This is a genomic window from Bradyrhizobium sp. GW821-FHT13H05 (assembly GCF_058804065.1).
Map to the genome: position 1 here is coordinate 1 of NZ_JBXAPO010000005.1, position 14,777 is coordinate 14,777.

A 14,777-nucleotide genomic window follows, 5' to 3' on the forward strand; every position below is an offset into this window, starting at 1 on the left:
ACGATCGCCCCTCAAGGATGAGCCGGGATGGGCGACACATACGCCATTTCCGAATTTCGGTAAAGTGGAATATTTTTACGCGCGCGGGTTGACGGCCTCGCGGGTGTTTTGCCCGTCGGGCAATTTGCGAGCGCAGCGAAGCAATCCAGAGTCTTCCCGCGAAGGGATTGCCGGATTGCGCTGCGCTCCATCCGGGCTACGGCACCGTGTCTACGCGTCCTCGACGCCCGCCTCGTCCGGCGTGAACTGGTACACCGAGCTACAGAACTCGCAGGTCACCACGACCTTGTCGTCCTTGACCATGGCGGCGCGGTCGTCCGGCGAGAAGCTCTTCAGCATCGCACCCACCGCATCGCGCGAACAGGAGCATTGCGCCTTGAGAGACAGCGGATTGAACACGCGCACGCCGCGTTCGTGGAAGAGACGGTAGAGCAGCCGCTCGCCGGACAGCTCGGGGTCGATCAGTTCGACGTCCTCGACGGTCTCGATCAGCGAGCGCGCCTCGACCCAGGCGTCGTCTTCGGCGACGGCGTGCACCTCGATGCCTTCGGGCGCATCGCCGGGATGCAGATCCGCCTGCCGGGCACGCTCCGGCGCCTTCGGCAGGAACTGCATCAGCATGCCGCCGGCGCGCCAGCGGTGCTTGCCGCCGTCGTCCGAGCGCCACTCCTCGCCGACCGCGAGGCGCACGCGCGTCGGAATCTGCTCGGAGCGCAGGAAGTATTCATGGGCGGCGTCTTCGAGGCTGCCGCCATCGAGCGCGACCAGGCCCTGGTAGCGGCTCATGTCGGGGCCCTGGTCGATGGTCATGGCGAGATGGCCGTGGCCGAGCAGCGTGCCGGAGTCCATGCCAGATTTTTGGGCATCGCCAAGGCGCGCGGCGTCGAAGCGGGCATAGGCGCGCAGGCGATCCGGCGCCTGATAGTCCACCACCAGGAACGACACCGGACCGTCGGTCTGGGCCTGGAGGATGAAGCGGCCCTCGAATTTCAGCGCCGAGCCGAGCAGCGTCGTCAGCACGATGGCCTCGCCGAGCAGCTTGCCCACAGGCGCAGGATAATCGTGCTTGGTCAGGATGTCGTCGAGCGCAGGCCCGAGCCGCACCAGGCGGCCGCGCACGTCGAGCGCGTCGACCTCATAGGGCAGCACGGCGTCGTCGATCGGAACCGCGGATGGCGCGCGAACCGGGCCTTCGGGCCCGGTTTTCATGTCAGGAGATTGGGAAACCATGGCGCATTATCTGGGGTCGGAGGTGGGAAATGGAAGGGGTGCCCCACATTCCGCCGTCCTCGGAACGAGGGACTGCGTAGCCCGGATGGAGCGCAGCGCAATCCGGGGCAATTCATCCGTGGACACAAACCCGGATTTCGCTGCGCTCCATCCGGGCTACAAGTAGAGGCTACTTCACCGCGTCAAAGCACCAGGCCAGAATGCCCTTCTGCGCATGCAGCCGGTTTTCGGCCTCGTCGAACACCACCGATTGCGGACCGTCGATCACCTCGTCGGTGACCTCCTCGCCGCGATGGGCCGGCAGGCAGTGCATGAACAGCGCATCGGGCTTGGCCAGCGACATCAGCTTCGAATTGACCTGGTAGGGCTTGAGCACGTTGTGGCGGTGCTCGCCTTCCTTGTCGCCCATCGACACCCAGGTGTCGGTGACGACGCAGTCGGCGCCCTTCACGGCGGCCTCGGGATCGGTGCCGAGCACGATCGGCGCGCCGGTCGTCTTGATGAAGTCGCGCATCGCCTTTTTCGGCGCGAGCTCCGGCGGGGTCGCGACATTGAGCTGGAATTTGAAGCGTTCGGCTGCGTGCGCCCAGGAGGCGAGAACGTTGTTGTCGTCGCCGGTCCAGGCCACCGTCCGGCCCTCGATCGGGCCGCGATGCTCCTGATAGGTCATGAGGTCGGCCATCACCTGGCAGGGATGCGAGCGTCGTGTCAGGCCGTTGATGACGGGCACGGTCGCGTTGGCCGCAAGCTCGAGCAGCGCATCATGGTTGAGGATGCGGATCATGATGGCGTCGACATAGCGCGACAGCACGCGCGCGGTATCGGCGATGGTCTCGCCGCGGCCAAGCTGCATCTCGGCGCCGGTGAGCATGATGGGCTCGCCGCCGAGCTGGCGCATGGCGACGTCGAACGACACGCGGGTGCGGGTCGAGGGGCGCTCGAAGATCATCGCCAGCGTCTTGCCTTCGAGCGGCCTGACCGGCTGATGCGCCTTCTGCTTCGCCTTCATGGCGGTGGAGGCGTCGAGCATGCTCTTGAGCTCCGACAACGGGAGCTCGTTGATGTCGAGGAAGTGCTTCGGGGGCTTGCTCATCAGCTTGCCGCCCGCTTGGTCTGGCTGGACGAGATCGCGGCACAGGCGCGCTCGAGCCGCCCGACGCTGTCCTCGATCTCGGCTTCGGTGACGATCAATGGCGGCAGGAAGCGCACGACATTGTCGCCGGCCCCGACAGTGAGCAGTTTTTCGTTGCACAGCGCCGCGCCGAGATCGGCTGAGGGCACGACGGCCTGGATGCCGATCAGCAGGCCTTCGCCGCGCACTTCGCTGACGATGTCAGGATAACGGTCGATCACGGAGGCGAGCTTCTGCTTGAGCAGCAGCGACATCTTCTGCACGTGGTCGAAGAAGCCGGGCTTGAGCATGACGTCGAGCACGGCGTTGGCCGCCGCGATCGCGAGCGGGTTGCCGCCGAAGGTCGAGCCGTGCGAGCCGGGCCCCATGCCGGCAGCCGCGTCCGCGGTCGCCAGGATCGCGCCGATCGGGAAGCCGCCGCCGAGCGCCTTGGCCAGCGACATCACGTCAGGCGTGACGCCGGTGCGGCGATGCGCGAACAGATCGCCGGTGCGGCCCATGCCGGTCTGCACCTCGTCGAATGCGAGCAGCAGGCCCTTCTCGTCGCAGAGCTGGCGCAACGCCCTCAGGAAGGCGGGCGTCGCCGAGCGCACGCCGCCCTCACCCTGGATCGGCTCGATCAGGATGCCGGCGGTCTGCGGACCGATCGCTTTCTTGACGGCTTCGATATCGCCATGCGGGACCTGGTCGAAACCGTCCATCGGCGGACCGAAACCTTCGAGATATTTTGCAGATCCCGTCGCGGCCAGCGTTGCCAGCGTGCGGCCGTGGAAGGCGCCTTCAAAGGTGATGATGCGGTAACGTTCCGGATGTCCCTTGGAGAAGTGATGATGGCGGACCAGCTTGATCACACCTTCCAGCGCTTCGGCGCCGGAATTGCAGAAGAACACGAAGTCCGCAAAACTCTCATTGCACAGGCGCGCGGCGAGCTTCTCGCCGTCGGGGCTCTGGAACAGGTTCGACATGTGCCAGAGCTTGGTCGCCTGCTCCTGCAACGCCTTGACCAGCGCCGGATGGGCGTGGCCGAGCGCGTTCACGGCGACGCCGGAGGTAAAATCGAGATAGCGATCGCCATTGGTCGCAATCAGCCAGCAGCCTTCGCCGCGCTCGAAACCGAGGTCCGACCTGGCGAAAACGGGGAGCAAATGCGGCGCAGCGCTGTTAGTCATGACGGTCACTTGATGTTGAGGACGGTGTGAGCGTGCATTGCGCAACGCACCATTGACCGGCCCGGAAAACGAAACGTGCCGCCTTTTAAGGGCGGCACGTGACACTATCTTATGCCGGGTAGAACGGGTGTCAATGCCGCCCGAAAGCCTCGCGAAACGCTGAATCCGTAGTCTTGCGGTGCCGAATTTACGTGGTTTTAGCCACGGAACATGTGGAAGCGAGTCGGCGGACTCTTGCGCGTGAGTCACGCCATATTGTAGCGTTTGGCTTGTCAGATACGACATCTCGTGCAGTGTTTCTGATCCTCTAAGTCCTCATGTACCGGCGTAAACGTTCGGGCGGCTCTCGGTGCCCGGCGAGCCTTAAGGGATTCTGACGGCACGGGTTTTTCAAGGCTTAGGCATTCGCCGCGAGGCGCCAGGATGGCAGCCGCACGGCGAGGGAAAGGGTGCAATGACGGTTTTGACCTGGTCCGACGATCGCGTCGAGCAGTTGAAAAAGCTCTGGGAGGCCGGATTGTCGGCCAGCCAGATTGCGGCCGAGCTCGGCAACGTGACCCGTAATGCCGTGATCGGCAAAGTGCACAGGCTCGGCCTGTCCGGCCGCGCCAAGAGCCCCTCATCGGCTGCTCCCCGGCCGCGCAAGGCGCGTCCCGCGCAGCATATGATGCGGGTGACCCGCCCGATCTCGCGCGGCAACACCGCGCTGGCGCAGGCCTTCGACGTCGAGGTCGAGGCTGAACCGGTCACCTACGACAACGTGGTGCCGATGAGCCAGCGGCTGTCGCTGCTGGAGCTGAACGAGGCGACCTGCCACTGGCCGGTCGGCGACCCCTCGAGCCCGGATTTCTTCTTCTGCGGCGGCAAGGCGCTCTCCGGCCTGCCCTACTGCGCCCAGCACTCGCGGGTGGCGTATCAGCCGGCCGCAGATCGCCGGCGGGCGCCGGCGAAGCCGGGTCCGCGCTGAGCTGGGCCCCAAACGACATCGTTCCGGCCTAATGCGCAATTGCGCACGGGGGACCGGGACGATCCGGACATAAAAAAGCGCGCCACCCGGCGCGCTTTTTATTGGCTTGCTTGCAGCAAACCTTACGTCTGCTCCGCCTTCGCGAAACGGTCATCCAGCGCGTAGCCGGCACCGCGGACGGTGCGGATCGGGTCCTGCTCGCGACCGAGATTGAGCAGCTTGCGCAGACGGCCGATGTGAACGTCGACGGTGCGCTCGTCGATATAGATGTCGCGGCCCCAGACGCTGTCGAGCAGCTGCTCGCGCGAGAACACGCGGCCGGGATGCTCCAGGAAGAACTCCAGCAGGCGATATTCGGTCGGGCCAAGGTCGATCGGCCGGCCCGAGCGCGCGACACGGCGCTTGTCGCGGTCGAGCTCGATGTCGCCATAGGCGAGCACGGTGGCGAGCCGCTCGGGGCTGGCGCGCCGCAGCAGGCCCTTCACGCGGGCGAGCAGCTCGGGCACCGAGAACGGCTTGACGATGTAGTCGTCGGCACCGGTCGCAAGACCCCGCACCCGCTCGCTCTCCTCGCCGCGCGCCGTGAGCATGATGATCGGCAGCTGCTTGGTCTCGGGCCGGGTGCGAAGCCGCCGGCACAATTCGATGCCTGACAGGCCCGGCAACATCCAGTCGAGCACGATCAGATCGGGAATGTGCTCCTTGAGGCGGGTGTCGGCGTCGTCGCCACGCATCACCGTCTCGACGTCATAGCCGTCGCCTTCGAGGTTGTAGCGGAGAAGCTCGGTGAGAGCTTCCTCGTCCTCAACCACCATAATGCGTGCGCCCATCAGGTCGTCGCTCCTTAAGTCTTCAGGTATTGGGGACCGTGGTGGCGAAGGTCGTCATGTCGCCCTTCGGCCGCTTGTCGGTGATCGCCTGGCCCTCGATCATGTAGAACACGGTCTCGGCGATGTTGGTGGCGTGGTCGCCGATCCGCTCGATGTTCTTGGCGCAGAACATCAGGTGGATGCAGAACGAGATGTTGCGCGGATCCTCCATCATGTAGGTGAGGAGCTCGCGGAACAGCGAGGTGCAGATGGCGTCGACTTCCTCGTCGCCCTTCCAAACCGCCATCGCCGCCGGCAGATCATGCGCGGCATAGGCGTCCAGCACCGACTTGACCTGCTGCTGCACGAGATCGGTCATGTGCTCCAGGCCGCGGAACAATTTGAGCGGATGGAAATCCGTCTCCAGCGCCGCGACGCGCTTGCCCATGTTCTTGGCGAGGTCGCCGATGCGCTCCAGATCGGTCGCGACGCGCATGGCGCCGACGATCTCGCGCAGATCCACCGCCATCGGCTGGCGGCGCGCGATGGTGAGCACGGCGCGCTCCTCGATCTTCTTCTGCAGCGCGTCGAGCTCGACGTCGATGGCGACGACGCGCTGGCCGAGCGCGACGTCGCGGCGGATCAAAGCGTCGACGGAATCGACGATCATGCGCTCGGCGATGCCGCCCATCTCCGCGACCAGCCGGGTGAGCTCCTGGAGGTCGGTGTCGAAGGCCTTTGCGGTATGTTCAGTACCCATGTCCCGTCTCCTCAGCCGAACCGGCCGGTGATGTAATCCTGCGTGCGCCGGTCGGTCGGCGACGTGAAGATCTTGCTGGTGTCGTCGAACTCGATCAGCTCGCCGAGATACATGAAGGCGGTCTTGTCGGAGACGCGCGCCGCCTGCTGCATGTTGTGGGTGACGATCGCGATCGTGTAGTTCTCGGACAGTTCCTGGATCAGCTCCTCGACCTTGGCGGTCGAGATCGGGTCGAGCGCCGAGCAGGGCTCGTCGAACAGGATCACCTCGGGCCGCACCGCGACCGTGCGGGCGATGCAGAGGCGCTGCTGCTGGCCGCCGGAGAGCGACAGGCCGGAGGCGTTGAGCTTGTCCTTGACCTCGTTCCACAGCGCGCCGCCGCGCAGCGCCTTCTCGACGCGGTCGTCCATCTCGGACTTCGAGATCTTCTCGTAGAGGCGGATGCCGAAGGCGATATTCTCGTAGATCGTCATCGGGAACGGCGTCGGCTTCTGGAACACCATGCCGACGCGGGCGCGCAGCAGGTTGAGGTCGAGCTTGGGATCGAGGATGTTGGTCTGGTCGAGCATCAGCTGACCGGTGACGCGCTGGCCGGGATAGAGGTCGTACATCCGGTTGAAGATGCGCAGCAGGGTCGACTTGCCGCAGCCGGACGGGCCGATGAACGCGGTGACTCGGTTGGTGCCGAGCGCCAGATTGATGTTCTTCAGCGCGTGGTGCTCGCCATAATAGAAGTTGAGGTTGCGCACCGTCACCTTGGCCGGGGCGTCGGGCAACACCGGCGCCTGCGGCAAACCACCGGCCGCGCTCATCGATACAGAAAGCTCACTCATTTTGCGGTCCTCTCGGCGCCAAGGATGCGCGCGCCAATGTTCAGGGCAAGCACGGTAATCGTGATCAGCAGCGCGCCGCTCCAGGCGAGCTGCTTCCAATAGGCGTAGGGGCTCTGGACGAAGTTGTTGATGGTGACCGGCAGGTTCGCCATCGTCTTGTTCAGGCCGAGGCTGAAGAACTGGTTCGACAGCGCGGTGAAGAGCAGCGGCGCGGTCTCGCCGGCAACGCGGGCGGTTGCGAGCAGCACGCCGGTGATGAGGCCCGACCGGGCAGCGCGATAGGCGATGCGCTTGATCACCAGCGAGCGCGGCAGGCCGAGGGCGGAGGCCGCCTCGCGCAGCGCGTTCGGCACCAGCAGCAACATGTCCTCGGTGGTGCGCAGCACGACCGGGATCACGATGACCGCGAGCGCGAGTGAGCCTGCGATCGCGGAGAATCCGCGCATCGGCACCACCACCGCGCCATAGATGAACAGGCCGATGATGATCGAGGGTGCCGAGAGCAGGATGTCGTTGATGAAGCGGATCACCGAGGTCAGGCGATCGTTGCGGCCGTATTCGGCAAGATAGGTGCCGGCGAACAGGCCGAGCGGCGCGCCGATGCCGACGCCGATCACGGTCATGATGATCGAGCCGACGATGGCGTTGCGCAGGCCGCCTTCGGTCGAGCCCGGAGGCGGCGTGTCCGCAACGAAGATCTCCAGGTTCAGGCCGGCGAGGCCGTTGTAGAGCAGCGTGATCAGGATCAGCGCGAGCCAGGTGACGCCGAAGGCGGCAGCGGCGATGCAGAGCCCGCGAACGACGATGTCCTTGCGGCGGCGGCGCGAATAGATCGGGTTCATGGCGCTAGTTCCCCGCCTTCTTTTCCAGCCGCATCAACATCAGCCGCGCGGCTGCGAGCACGAAGAACGTCAGCACGAACAGCAAGAGGCCGAGCAGGATCAGGCCGGACTGGTGCAGGCCGTCGCTTTCGGCGAACTCGGATGCGATCGCCGCCGAGATCGTGGTGCCCGGCGCGAAGATCGACCCCGAGATGCGGAACGAGTTGCCGATGATGAAGGTCACCGCCATGGTCTCGCCGAGCGCGCGGCCCAGCGCCAGCATGACGCCGCCGATGACCCCGACGCGGGTGTAGGGGATCACCACGCTGCGGACGACCTCCCAGGTGGTGCAACCGACGCCGTAGGCGGCTTCCTTCAGCACCGGCGGCACCGTCTTGAACACGTCGACCGAGATCGAGGTGATGAACGGCAGCACCATGATGGCGAGGATCAGCGCGGCGTTGAACAGGCTGAGATAGGACGGAGGACCTGCGAAGATCGCGCCCAGCACGGGCACGCCGTCGAAGATCTTGATCATGAAGGGCTGGAAGGTGTTGGCCAGGAACGGGCCGAGCACGAAGAAGCCCCACATGCCGTAGATGATCGAGGGAATGCCGGCGAGCAGCTCGATCGCCATGCCGATCGGGCGGCGCAGCCATTGCGGGCAGAGCTCGGTCAGGAAGATCGCAATGCCGAGACCCACGGGAATGGCGATCAGCATCGCGATGAAGGAGGTCACGAGCGTGCCGTACATCGGCCCGAGCGCGCCGAGCACCGGGGGGTCTGCCGACGGCGCCCAGCGCTGCGTCCACAGGAAGGAGAGGCCGTATTCCTTCATCGCCGGGAAAGCGCCGACGATCAGCGAAATGATGATGCCGCCGAGGATCAGCAGCACCGAGATCGCGGAGAGCCGCGTGATCCAGTAGAAGGTGACATCGCCGAGCTTGAACGCGCTCAAGGCTTTGGCGCGATCATACGGTCCGGCGTCGTCGATTACATCGCTCTGAACGGCCATCTCTGCCACGCCGATCCCCTGTACCCGTTATATACGCTTGCTGTCGGTGTTGTTGTTGGTCTTGCGCTCCGGATGCGGCGCAATGCCGATCCGGAGCGGAGGTCTTTTGAGATCCCGGCGCCCAGTCCGGGGCAAGAGCGCTTAGCTCTTGATCTCGGCGGCCCAGGTCTTCTCGACCAGACCGACGACGCCTTCCGGCATCGGGATGTAGTCGAGCTCTTCAGCCGCCTTGCCGCCGTTCTTGAAGGCCCAGCGGAAGAACTTGATGGCTTCCTGCGAGGCCGCCTTGTCGGTGGCATCCTTGTGCATGAGGATGAAGGTCGCCGCCGTGATCGGCCAGGACTTGTCGCCGGGCTGGTCGGTCAGGATGACGTAGTAACCGGGCGCCTTGGCCCAGTCGGCGTTGGAAGCGGCCGCCTGGAAGGCTTCGACGGTCGGCTGCACCGGCTTGCCGGCCTTGTTGACGAGACCGGTGTAGGTCAGCTTGTTCTGCTTGGCATAGGCGTACTCGACGTAACCGATCGAGTTCTTGGTCTGGCTGATGTTGCCCGACACGCCCTCGTTGCCCTTGGCGCCGACGCCGACCGGCCATTCGACCGCGGTGCCCTCACCGACCTTGCTCTTCCAGTCCGCACTGGCCTTGGCGAGGTAGTTGGTGAAGTTGAAGGTGGTGCCCGAGCCGTCCGAGCGGCGGACCACGGTGATCGCGTCCGACGGCAGCTTCACGTTCGGATTGAGCTTCTTGATCGCGGCGTCATCCCACTTGGTGATCTTGCCGAGATAGATGCTGGCCAGCGTCTCGCCGTCGAACACCAGCTCGCCCGGCTTCACGCCCTCGATGTTGACGACCGGAACGATGGCGCCCATCACCATCGGCCACTGGACGAGGCCGTCCTTCTCGAGCTGCTCGGCCTTGAGCGGCGCGTCGCTGGCGCCGAAGGTCACGGTCTTGGCTTGGATCTGCTTGATGCCGCCGCCGGAACCGATCGACTGGTAGTTCAGACCGTTGCCGGTCTCTTTCTTGTAGGCGTCAGCCCATTTGGAATAGATCGGGAACGGGAAGGTCGCGCCGGCGCCGGTGATGTCGGCAGCAAAGGCCGCCGTCGTCGATGCGGCGACCAAGCCGGCAGCGACGATCGTTTTGATGAAATTCATGCTGGTCTCCATACAGGGGAGCGAAGCGCCATCAGCGCCCGATCGCGCTCCCCGTGCCGCCCCTTTAGGAGCAGTCGGCTGTGCTTTTACGAAGGTTTCGTGACAGCTGGATGACACCATCAAGCGATTGAAATCGCTTGAATATCAGATCGAAGCCGGGGCCCTCGCCTGGGGAAAACAGGCGGTAAAAGTGGCACCCTGTTTGGGCACGCTCTCGATCAAAAGCCGCCCGCGATGGCGGTTAAGAATATGTTTCACCAGCGATAATCCGAGCCCGGTCCCGCCTTGCGAGCGGCTGTCGCCGACATCGACCCGGTAGAACCGCTCGGTCAGCCGCGGCAAGTGCTCGGGCGCGATGCCGGGGCCGAAATCCCGGACCAGGACCCGGATTTCCTGAGTTCCATCAGGGGCGGCGCCCGAGATCAGCGACACGATGACACGCGCGCCCGAGGCACCGTATTTGAGCGCGTTCTCGATCAGATTCTCGAACAGGCGGAGCAGCTCCTCGCGGTCGCCCGCGATCATCACCGGGGGTTCCGGCAGATGGATCTCGACCTCGACCTGGCGCTCTCGCGCCAGTGGCTCGAGCCCGTCGGCGACCTGGCGGATGATGGGCAACAGGTCCACCAGGGTGTCGGGCCGGACATGGGCCGACAGTTCCACCCGCGACAGCGACAGCAGATCGTCGATCAGGCGCGCCATGCGGGTGGCCTGGTTGTGCATGATGCCGAGGAAGCGCTCGCGCGCCTTGGGATCGTCCTTGGCCTGGCCCTGCAGCGTGTCGATGAAACCCGACAGCGCGGCCAGCGGTGTGCGCAGCTCGTGGCTGGCATTGGCGACGAAGTCGGCGCGCATCTCCTCGACCCGGCGCAGCGGCGTCTGGTCGTGAAAGGTCATCAGCATGCACTTGTCGGCGCCGCCGAAGCTGGTCGGCACCGGCACCGGCGTGATGATCAGCTCCATCCAGCGATCGACCGGGACATGATCGAGATAGGTCGCGCGCCGCGGCTCGGTGGTCGCGATCGACTCGCGCAGCGCGGTGATGATCTCCGGCGAGCGCAGCGCGAACTGGGCGAGCTCGTTCCGGCGCAGCGCCGGCGCAAGCTGGGCGGCTGCGGCATTGAGATGGATGACGCGGCCGGCGCGGTCGAGCAGCACCGCCGGATCCGGCATGCCGGCGACGACTGCGGCCACCGCAGCGCTCTCGACCGGGTTGATGCGCCTGATATCGTCGCGCGAGGCCGCGGCATCATGCAGGCGCCAGGGAATCAGCGCGGCGACGGCAATGCAGAGGAACACGGCAATGGCGTGCAGCACCGACAATTCGCCGAGCGAGACCACCACCGACAGCGCCAGCGCCGCGGCGATCAGGATGATCGTCGAGTGCCGCAACCGGTCGGACCAGGGCTGCGCGGCGGGAGAAGAAGGGGCGTCAATCGCCATCGGGGCGGGCTTCTCCTGGAGGGCTTTGTCTAAAGGCCTTGTTCTATGGCCCTTGTTCTAAAGGCTTGGCACCGGTCAGGCGCCGGTATCCCTGCGCTCTCTCACATAGGCGGCTTCAGGCGCCGGGCCGGGGTCGAGCTTGAGCGCCGCCTGCTGCAAACGCTTCGATCGGGCGCCGATTATAACTTCGCGAAACGTCAGCAAGATTACAGAGATGACGAAGGGGGACAGATAGTAGAGCACGCGGAACAGGAGCATGCCGCCGAGGAGCTCCTCCCGGTCCATCTGCCAGAGGCCGACCAGCATGGCGGCGTCGAACACGCCGAGCCCTCCGGGCGAGTGGCTGGCAAAGCCGAGCAGGGTGGCCGAGACGAAGATCACCGCGACCACGACGAAGCCGAGATTGGGCTCGTCCGGAACCAGCACATACATCGCGAGCGCGCAGAAGCCGAGATCGATGATGCCGATCGCGATCTGGAGCAGCGTCAGCGGACCGCCCGGCAGCACCACGGTCCAGGGACCGCGGCCGACCACCCGGGGCTGGGTCCAGACCCAGACCACATAGCCGACCAAAGCCACGATGATCATCAGCGCCAGCGTGCGGTTCAGCCAGGGCGGAAGCATGTCGATCGAGGCGGCGGCTTCCGGATGGTAGGAGATGCCGAGGCCGAGCACCGCGGCGTTGCCGAGCCAGAAGGTCAGGCCGGCGAGGAAGCAGATCTTTGCGACGTCGATCGCGTTCAGCCCATAGGCGGAATAGATCCGGTAGCGCACCGCACCGCCGGTGAAGACGCTGGCGCCGACATTGTGACCGATCGAATAGCTGGTGAAGGCCGCGAGCGCATTGATGCGGTAGGGCACATGGGAGTGACCGATCGCGCGCACGGCAAACAAGTCGTAGAAGGTCAGCGTGAAATAGCCCGCAGCGACGAACAGCGCCGCCATCGCAATCTGGCTCGGCTCGGTGCTCTTGATCGCTTCGAGGACCTCGTTGACGTCGATGCCGCGCAGCATGTGGTAGAGCACATAGCAAGCGATACCGATGACCGCGACGCTGATCACAACTCCAAGCTTATGCAGGATTTGCTTCTGGCGCAGAAACGTCATCGCTCTGCGTATGGCTTCCAGCATCTAGACCTCGAACAACGCTTCAACGGCCAGGGTGGCCGGCGAACAGGCGGACGACGCACAGGCACTCAACGAACCTTCGCCGCCGGCTCCGGCATCGCGCATGCCCCCTGCCCCTCCACTAGCGCGTTTTGCGGCCGAGTGGAATTCGCCAATTCGAACAAAAACTCGTGCCTTCAATGTTTTAGGCAGGTTGCGGGCTCCTGATGCACGGTTTGGCGCTTTCGGCGGCAAGACTGACGCGAATCTCCATGGCAATCCTGCGCAGGCGCCATGAAGTTTTGATGATTTCAGCCGCACAATGTTCCGTCACGCCTTAAGCCGACATCAATCTATGGGGCGCCCCCTCCGGTTGAAAGAGGGGTAACAGGCGCGTTGTGCACTGATTTTCCGATCAACCGAAAGGCCGCGCCGGCCACGACCTGACCGGGTGGCCAGGTTGCGTGGCAACATCACAGAGCGGCCGGCGGCGCGGTGCGCGAGACCACCCGGTCGCGCAGCCAGGCGCCGATGGTACAGCCGACGAGATAGCAGGCGAACATGATGAGGCCGAGGTCGAGCCAGTAGCCGAAGCGGCCGGGCACCACATGTGCGAATGAGGCCGCGACCAGGGCGGCGGCCAACGCCGCGAGCCAGCGCGCGGTGACTTTCGAGGTGCCGTTGCCGCGCTGGACCACCGAGATCCAGCCCATGCAGAAGCCCAGCAGCAGCGAGCCGATCAGCCAGCCCATATGAAACGAAACGAGATAGGGCATCGTCACCTCACCAGAAATTCGATGCGGCGGTTCTGCGCCTTGCCGTCGTCGGTGTCGTTGCCGGCGACGGGCTGCGTGGCGCCGTAGCCGACTGCGGTGAAGCGGCTGGCGGGCAGACCGGCCTTGACCAGATAGTCGATCACCGCCTGCGCGCGCTTCTCGGAGAGAGCCTGGTTGAAGGAGTCCTCGCCGTCGGCATCGGTATGGCCCGCGACCTCGATATTGGTGGTGGGGCAACGCAGCGCCGTCTCGATCAGATGATCGAGAATGCCTGCGGAGTCAGGATCGATGTCGGCACGCTTGGTCGCGAAGCGGATCTTGCCCTTGTTCAGAAGCTCGGAAAACAATTGCTGGCACACGGTGCCGTCAACCGGACCTGCCGCGGGCTTCACCGTGATCTCCGGCTTGTACAGCCAGTTCTTGGGAAAGTCCTTGCCGAGGCCTGCGCGGATGTCGTTGGCGGCCCCTTCATAGAGCGCATCGCCCGACAGCTTCACCTCGCGGTCAGACACCACGAGTGTGCCGGTCGACAGCCGCGACAGCGCGCCGAGCGCGGCGACCACGGCGGTGTTGAAGGAGCCGGGCGCGCCGACGCTGGCCTTGAGATTGTCGACGACCTTCTCGGTGAAGAATTTTCGCGACGCACTGGTGGCGATCGCCGCATGCACATTGTTGTCCGGCACGTAGCCGGTCAGCGTCACGGTCGCGGCAACCGGATCCTTGTAGGCCTGGAAGATGTAAGGCGGCGCCTTGATGTCGTTGGCGGCGATGGTGAAGCCCTCAGGCAGGTTTTTCAGCGCGGCGGCAATCGCCTCGCGGCCGCCGAGGTCGCGCGCCATGCCCGACAGGTTGACCTGGGTGTCTGTGATCGTGATCTTGCCGTCCTTGAGCTTGCCGATCTGGTCGAGCAGCAGCATCGCGGCAGCCTCGAAGCGCAGCGGCGCGCCGCGCGCCAGCCCCATCTGATCGGCTACCTCGACACCGCCGACCTCCTTGCGGGCCGCCTCGGTCAGGCGGGCCTTCATCGAGGGCAGGGGCGCGGAGCCTGACAGCGTTACCCGGACCACGTCGCGCTCGGCGTTCCAGACGAAGGGTTTGGCCTCGGGAACCAGGCGGGTCCGGTCGTCGACCAGGCGCACGCCCGGGACCATCTCGACCGCCACCACGGCGTCGCGGCGGCCCTCCTCGGAAAAAGCCTCCGCGGCCAGGCTGACGTCGCGGCCGTCCACCGCGATCCGGGTTTTGTCCAGGACGGTGTCCTTGAGGGCGGCCGAACTGCGTGCCGAGAGGTCGGTCTCGACCGGCAAAGTGTTATTCCAGGCCGCAAATCCCCACATGACGGCCAGGGGGATCAACCCTGGCCACCATTTGCCGGCCCACCTGAAAAGCTTTTGCATTCGACGACCTGAACTCTGGAACCGGAGACAAAACAAACCCTTGGCAGGCTGTCAAACCGGAAATGGCGGCCCTCCCAAGGCCTGGCCTGGACAATTGGAATAACTTTTTCTTCAAGGGTCACACCCTAAGTTGAGGGCGGAATGCCCAGGGGTCGGCCAGCCG

14 protein-coding genes are annotated in these 14,777 nt (G+C 65.0%); 1 reads left to right on the plus strand and 13 read right to left on the minus strand.

Translation table 11 applies throughout. The features are described 5' to 3' along the window. Nucleotides 1–210 precede the first annotated feature (210 nt). The 3 genes from AC1RR3_RS16810 to AC1RR3_RS16820 all read right to left on the minus strand — a co-directional run bounded on the left by AC1RR3_RS16810 (nt 211) and on the right by AC1RR3_RS16820 (nt 3,531). The gene (locus AC1RR3_RS16810) at nt 211–1,230 is read right to left on the minus strand and encodes an Hsp33 family molecular chaperone (protein ID WP_492824235.1); all 1,020 of its coding nucleotides are present in this window, start codon (nt 1,228–1,230) and stop codon (nt 211–213) included. 169 nt (nt 1,231–1,399) lie between these two features. Beyond that, nucleotides 1,400–2,323 carry an ornithine carbamoyltransferase gene (argF, locus tag AC1RR3_RS16815; protein ID WP_492824236.1) on the minus strand — a complete coding sequence of 308 codons (924 nt, stop codon included), beginning with the start codon at nt 2,321–2,323 and terminating at the stop codon, nt 1,400–1,402. Beyond that, entirely contained in the window at nt 2,323–3,531 is a 1,209-nt protein-coding gene (locus AC1RR3_RS16820) for an aspartate aminotransferase family protein (protein ID WP_492824237.1), read from the minus strand. The genes argF and AC1RR3_RS16820 overlap by 1 nt, the downstream gene beginning before the upstream one ends. Nucleotides 3,532–3,985: 454 nt before the next feature. On the opposite strand from AC1RR3_RS16820, the gene AC1RR3_RS16825 reads away from it, so the two are divergent. Then, nucleotides 3,986–4,498, plus strand: a complete 513-nt coding sequence (locus AC1RR3_RS16825) for a GcrA family cell cycle regulator (protein ID WP_492824238.1) — start codon at nt 3,986–3,988, stop codon at nt 4,496–4,498. 122 nt (nt 4,499–4,620) lie between these two features. Here the strand turns inward: AC1RR3_RS16825 and phoB are convergent, their stop codons facing one another. From phoB to AC1RR3_RS16875, 10 genes are all read right to left on the minus strand, one after another. After that, nucleotides 4,621–5,328 carry a phosphate regulon transcriptional regulator PhoB gene (phoB, locus tag AC1RR3_RS16830; protein ID WP_008143479.1) on the minus strand — a complete coding sequence of 236 codons (708 nt, stop codon included), beginning with the start codon at nt 5,326–5,328 and terminating at the stop codon, nt 4,621–4,623. Between the two features lie 22 nt (nt 5,329–5,350). Then, on the minus strand, nt 5,351–6,067 hold the full coding sequence (phoU, locus tag AC1RR3_RS16835) for a phosphate signaling complex protein PhoU (protein WP_492824239.1): 717 nt from the start codon (nt 6,065–6,067) through the stop codon (nt 5,351–5,353). A gap of 11 nt (nt 6,068–6,078) precedes the next feature. Then, complete coding sequence (gene pstB, locus AC1RR3_RS16840) at nt 6,079–6,900, minus strand: phosphate ABC transporter ATP-binding protein PstB (protein WP_492824240.1); 822 nt, start codon at nt 6,898–6,900, stop codon at nt 6,079–6,081. Beyond that, nucleotides 6,897–7,742: a phosphate ABC transporter permease PstA gene (gene pstA / locus AC1RR3_RS16845; protein ID WP_492824241.1), complete on the minus strand. Its 846-nt coding sequence runs from the start codon at nt 7,740–7,742 to the stop codon at nt 6,897–6,899. The genes pstB and pstA overlap by 4 nt, the downstream gene beginning before the upstream one ends. 4 nt (nt 7,743–7,746) lie before the next feature. After that, a complete protein-coding gene (gene pstC / locus AC1RR3_RS16850; protein ID WP_279691399.1) occupies nt 7,747–8,736 on the minus strand; it encodes a phosphate ABC transporter permease subunit PstC in 990 nt (329 codons plus the stop codon). A gap of 141 nt (nt 8,737–8,877) precedes the next feature. Further along, nucleotides 8,878–9,891: a phosphate ABC transporter substrate-binding protein PstS gene (gene pstS, locus AC1RR3_RS16855; RefSeq protein WP_492824242.1), complete on the minus strand. Its 1,014-nt coding sequence runs from the start codon at nt 9,889–9,891 to the stop codon at nt 8,878–8,880. 144 nt (nt 9,892–10,035) lie between these two features. After that, on the minus strand, nt 10,036–11,334 hold the full coding sequence (locus AC1RR3_RS16860; RefSeq protein ID WP_492824243.1) for an ATP-binding protein: 1,299 nt from the start codon (nt 11,332–11,334) through the stop codon (nt 10,036–10,038). Nucleotides 11,335–11,409: 75 nt separating this feature from the next. Continuing rightward, on the minus strand, nt 11,410–12,465 hold the full coding sequence (locus AC1RR3_RS16865; protein ID WP_492824244.1) for a lysylphosphatidylglycerol synthase domain-containing protein: 1,056 nt from the start codon (nt 12,463–12,465) through the stop codon (nt 11,410–11,412). A 449-nt stretch (nt 12,466–12,914) separates the two neighbouring features. Next, on the minus strand, nt 12,915–13,217 hold the full coding sequence (locus AC1RR3_RS16870) for a hypothetical protein (RefSeq protein ID WP_492824245.1): 303 nt from the start codon (nt 13,215–13,217) through the stop codon (nt 12,915–12,917). A 2-nt stretch (nt 13,218–13,219) separates the two neighbouring features. Then, nucleotides 13,220–14,614 (minus strand): OmpA family protein, encoded by a 1,395-nt coding sequence (locus tag AC1RR3_RS16875; protein ID WP_492824246.1) that lies wholly within the window; start codon nt 14,612–14,614, stop codon nt 13,220–13,222. Nucleotides 14,615–14,777: the final 163 nt, after the last annotated feature.

Excerpts from the sequence above, each read along its gene's own strand:
- AC1RR3_RS16820 (WP_492824237.1), bottom strand. The coding sequence starts at position 3,531 with ATGACTAACAGCGCTGCGCCGCATTTGCTCCCCGTTTTCGCCAGGTCG.
- phoU (WP_492824239.1), bottom strand. The coding sequence starts at position 6,067 with ATGGGTACTGAACATACCGCAAAGGCCTTCGACACCGACCTCCAGGAG.
- pstA (WP_492824241.1), bottom strand. The coding sequence starts at position 7,742 with ATGAACCCGATCTATTCGCGCCGCCGCCGCAAGGACATCGTCGTTCGC.
- pstC (WP_279691399.1), bottom strand. The coding sequence starts at position 8,736 with ATGGCCGTTCAGAGCGATGTAATCGACGACGCCGGACCGTATGATCGC.
- AC1RR3_RS16870 (WP_492824245.1), bottom strand. The coding sequence starts at position 13,217 with ATGCCCTATCTCGTTTCGTTTCATATGGGCTGGCTGATCGGCTCGCTG.
- phoB (WP_008143479.1), bottom strand. The coding sequence starts at position 5,328 with ATGGGCGCACGCATTATGGTGGTTGAGGACGAGGAAGCTCTCACCGAG.
- AC1RR3_RS16825 (WP_492824238.1), top strand. The coding sequence starts at position 3,986 with ATGACGGTTTTGACCTGGTCCGACGATCGCGTCGAGCAGTTGAAAAAG.
- pstS (WP_492824242.1), bottom strand. The coding sequence starts at position 9,891 with ATGAATTTCATCAAAACGATCGTCGCTGCCGGCTTGGTCGCCGCATCG.
- pstB (WP_492824240.1), bottom strand. The coding sequence starts at position 6,900 with ATGAGTGAGCTTTCTGTATCGATGAGCGCGGCCGGTGGTTTGCCGCAG.
- AC1RR3_RS16810 (WP_492824235.1), bottom strand. The coding sequence starts at position 1,230 with ATGGTTTCCCAATCTCCTGACATGAAAACCGGGCCCGAAGGCCCGGTT.
- AC1RR3_RS16860 (WP_492824243.1), bottom strand. The coding sequence starts at position 11,334 with ATGGCGATTGACGCCCCTTCTTCTCCCGCCGCGCAGCCCTGGTCCGAC.
- AC1RR3_RS16875 (WP_492824246.1), bottom strand. The coding sequence starts at position 14,614 with ATGCAAAAGCTTTTCAGGTGGGCCGGCAAATGGTGGCCAGGGTTGATC.
- AC1RR3_RS16865 (WP_492824244.1), bottom strand. The coding sequence starts at position 12,465 with ATGCTGGAAGCCATACGCAGAGCGATGACGTTTCTGCGCCAGAAGCAA.
- argF (WP_492824236.1), bottom strand. The coding sequence starts at position 2,323 with ATGAGCAAGCCCCCGAAGCACTTCCTCGACATCAACGAGCTCCCGTTG.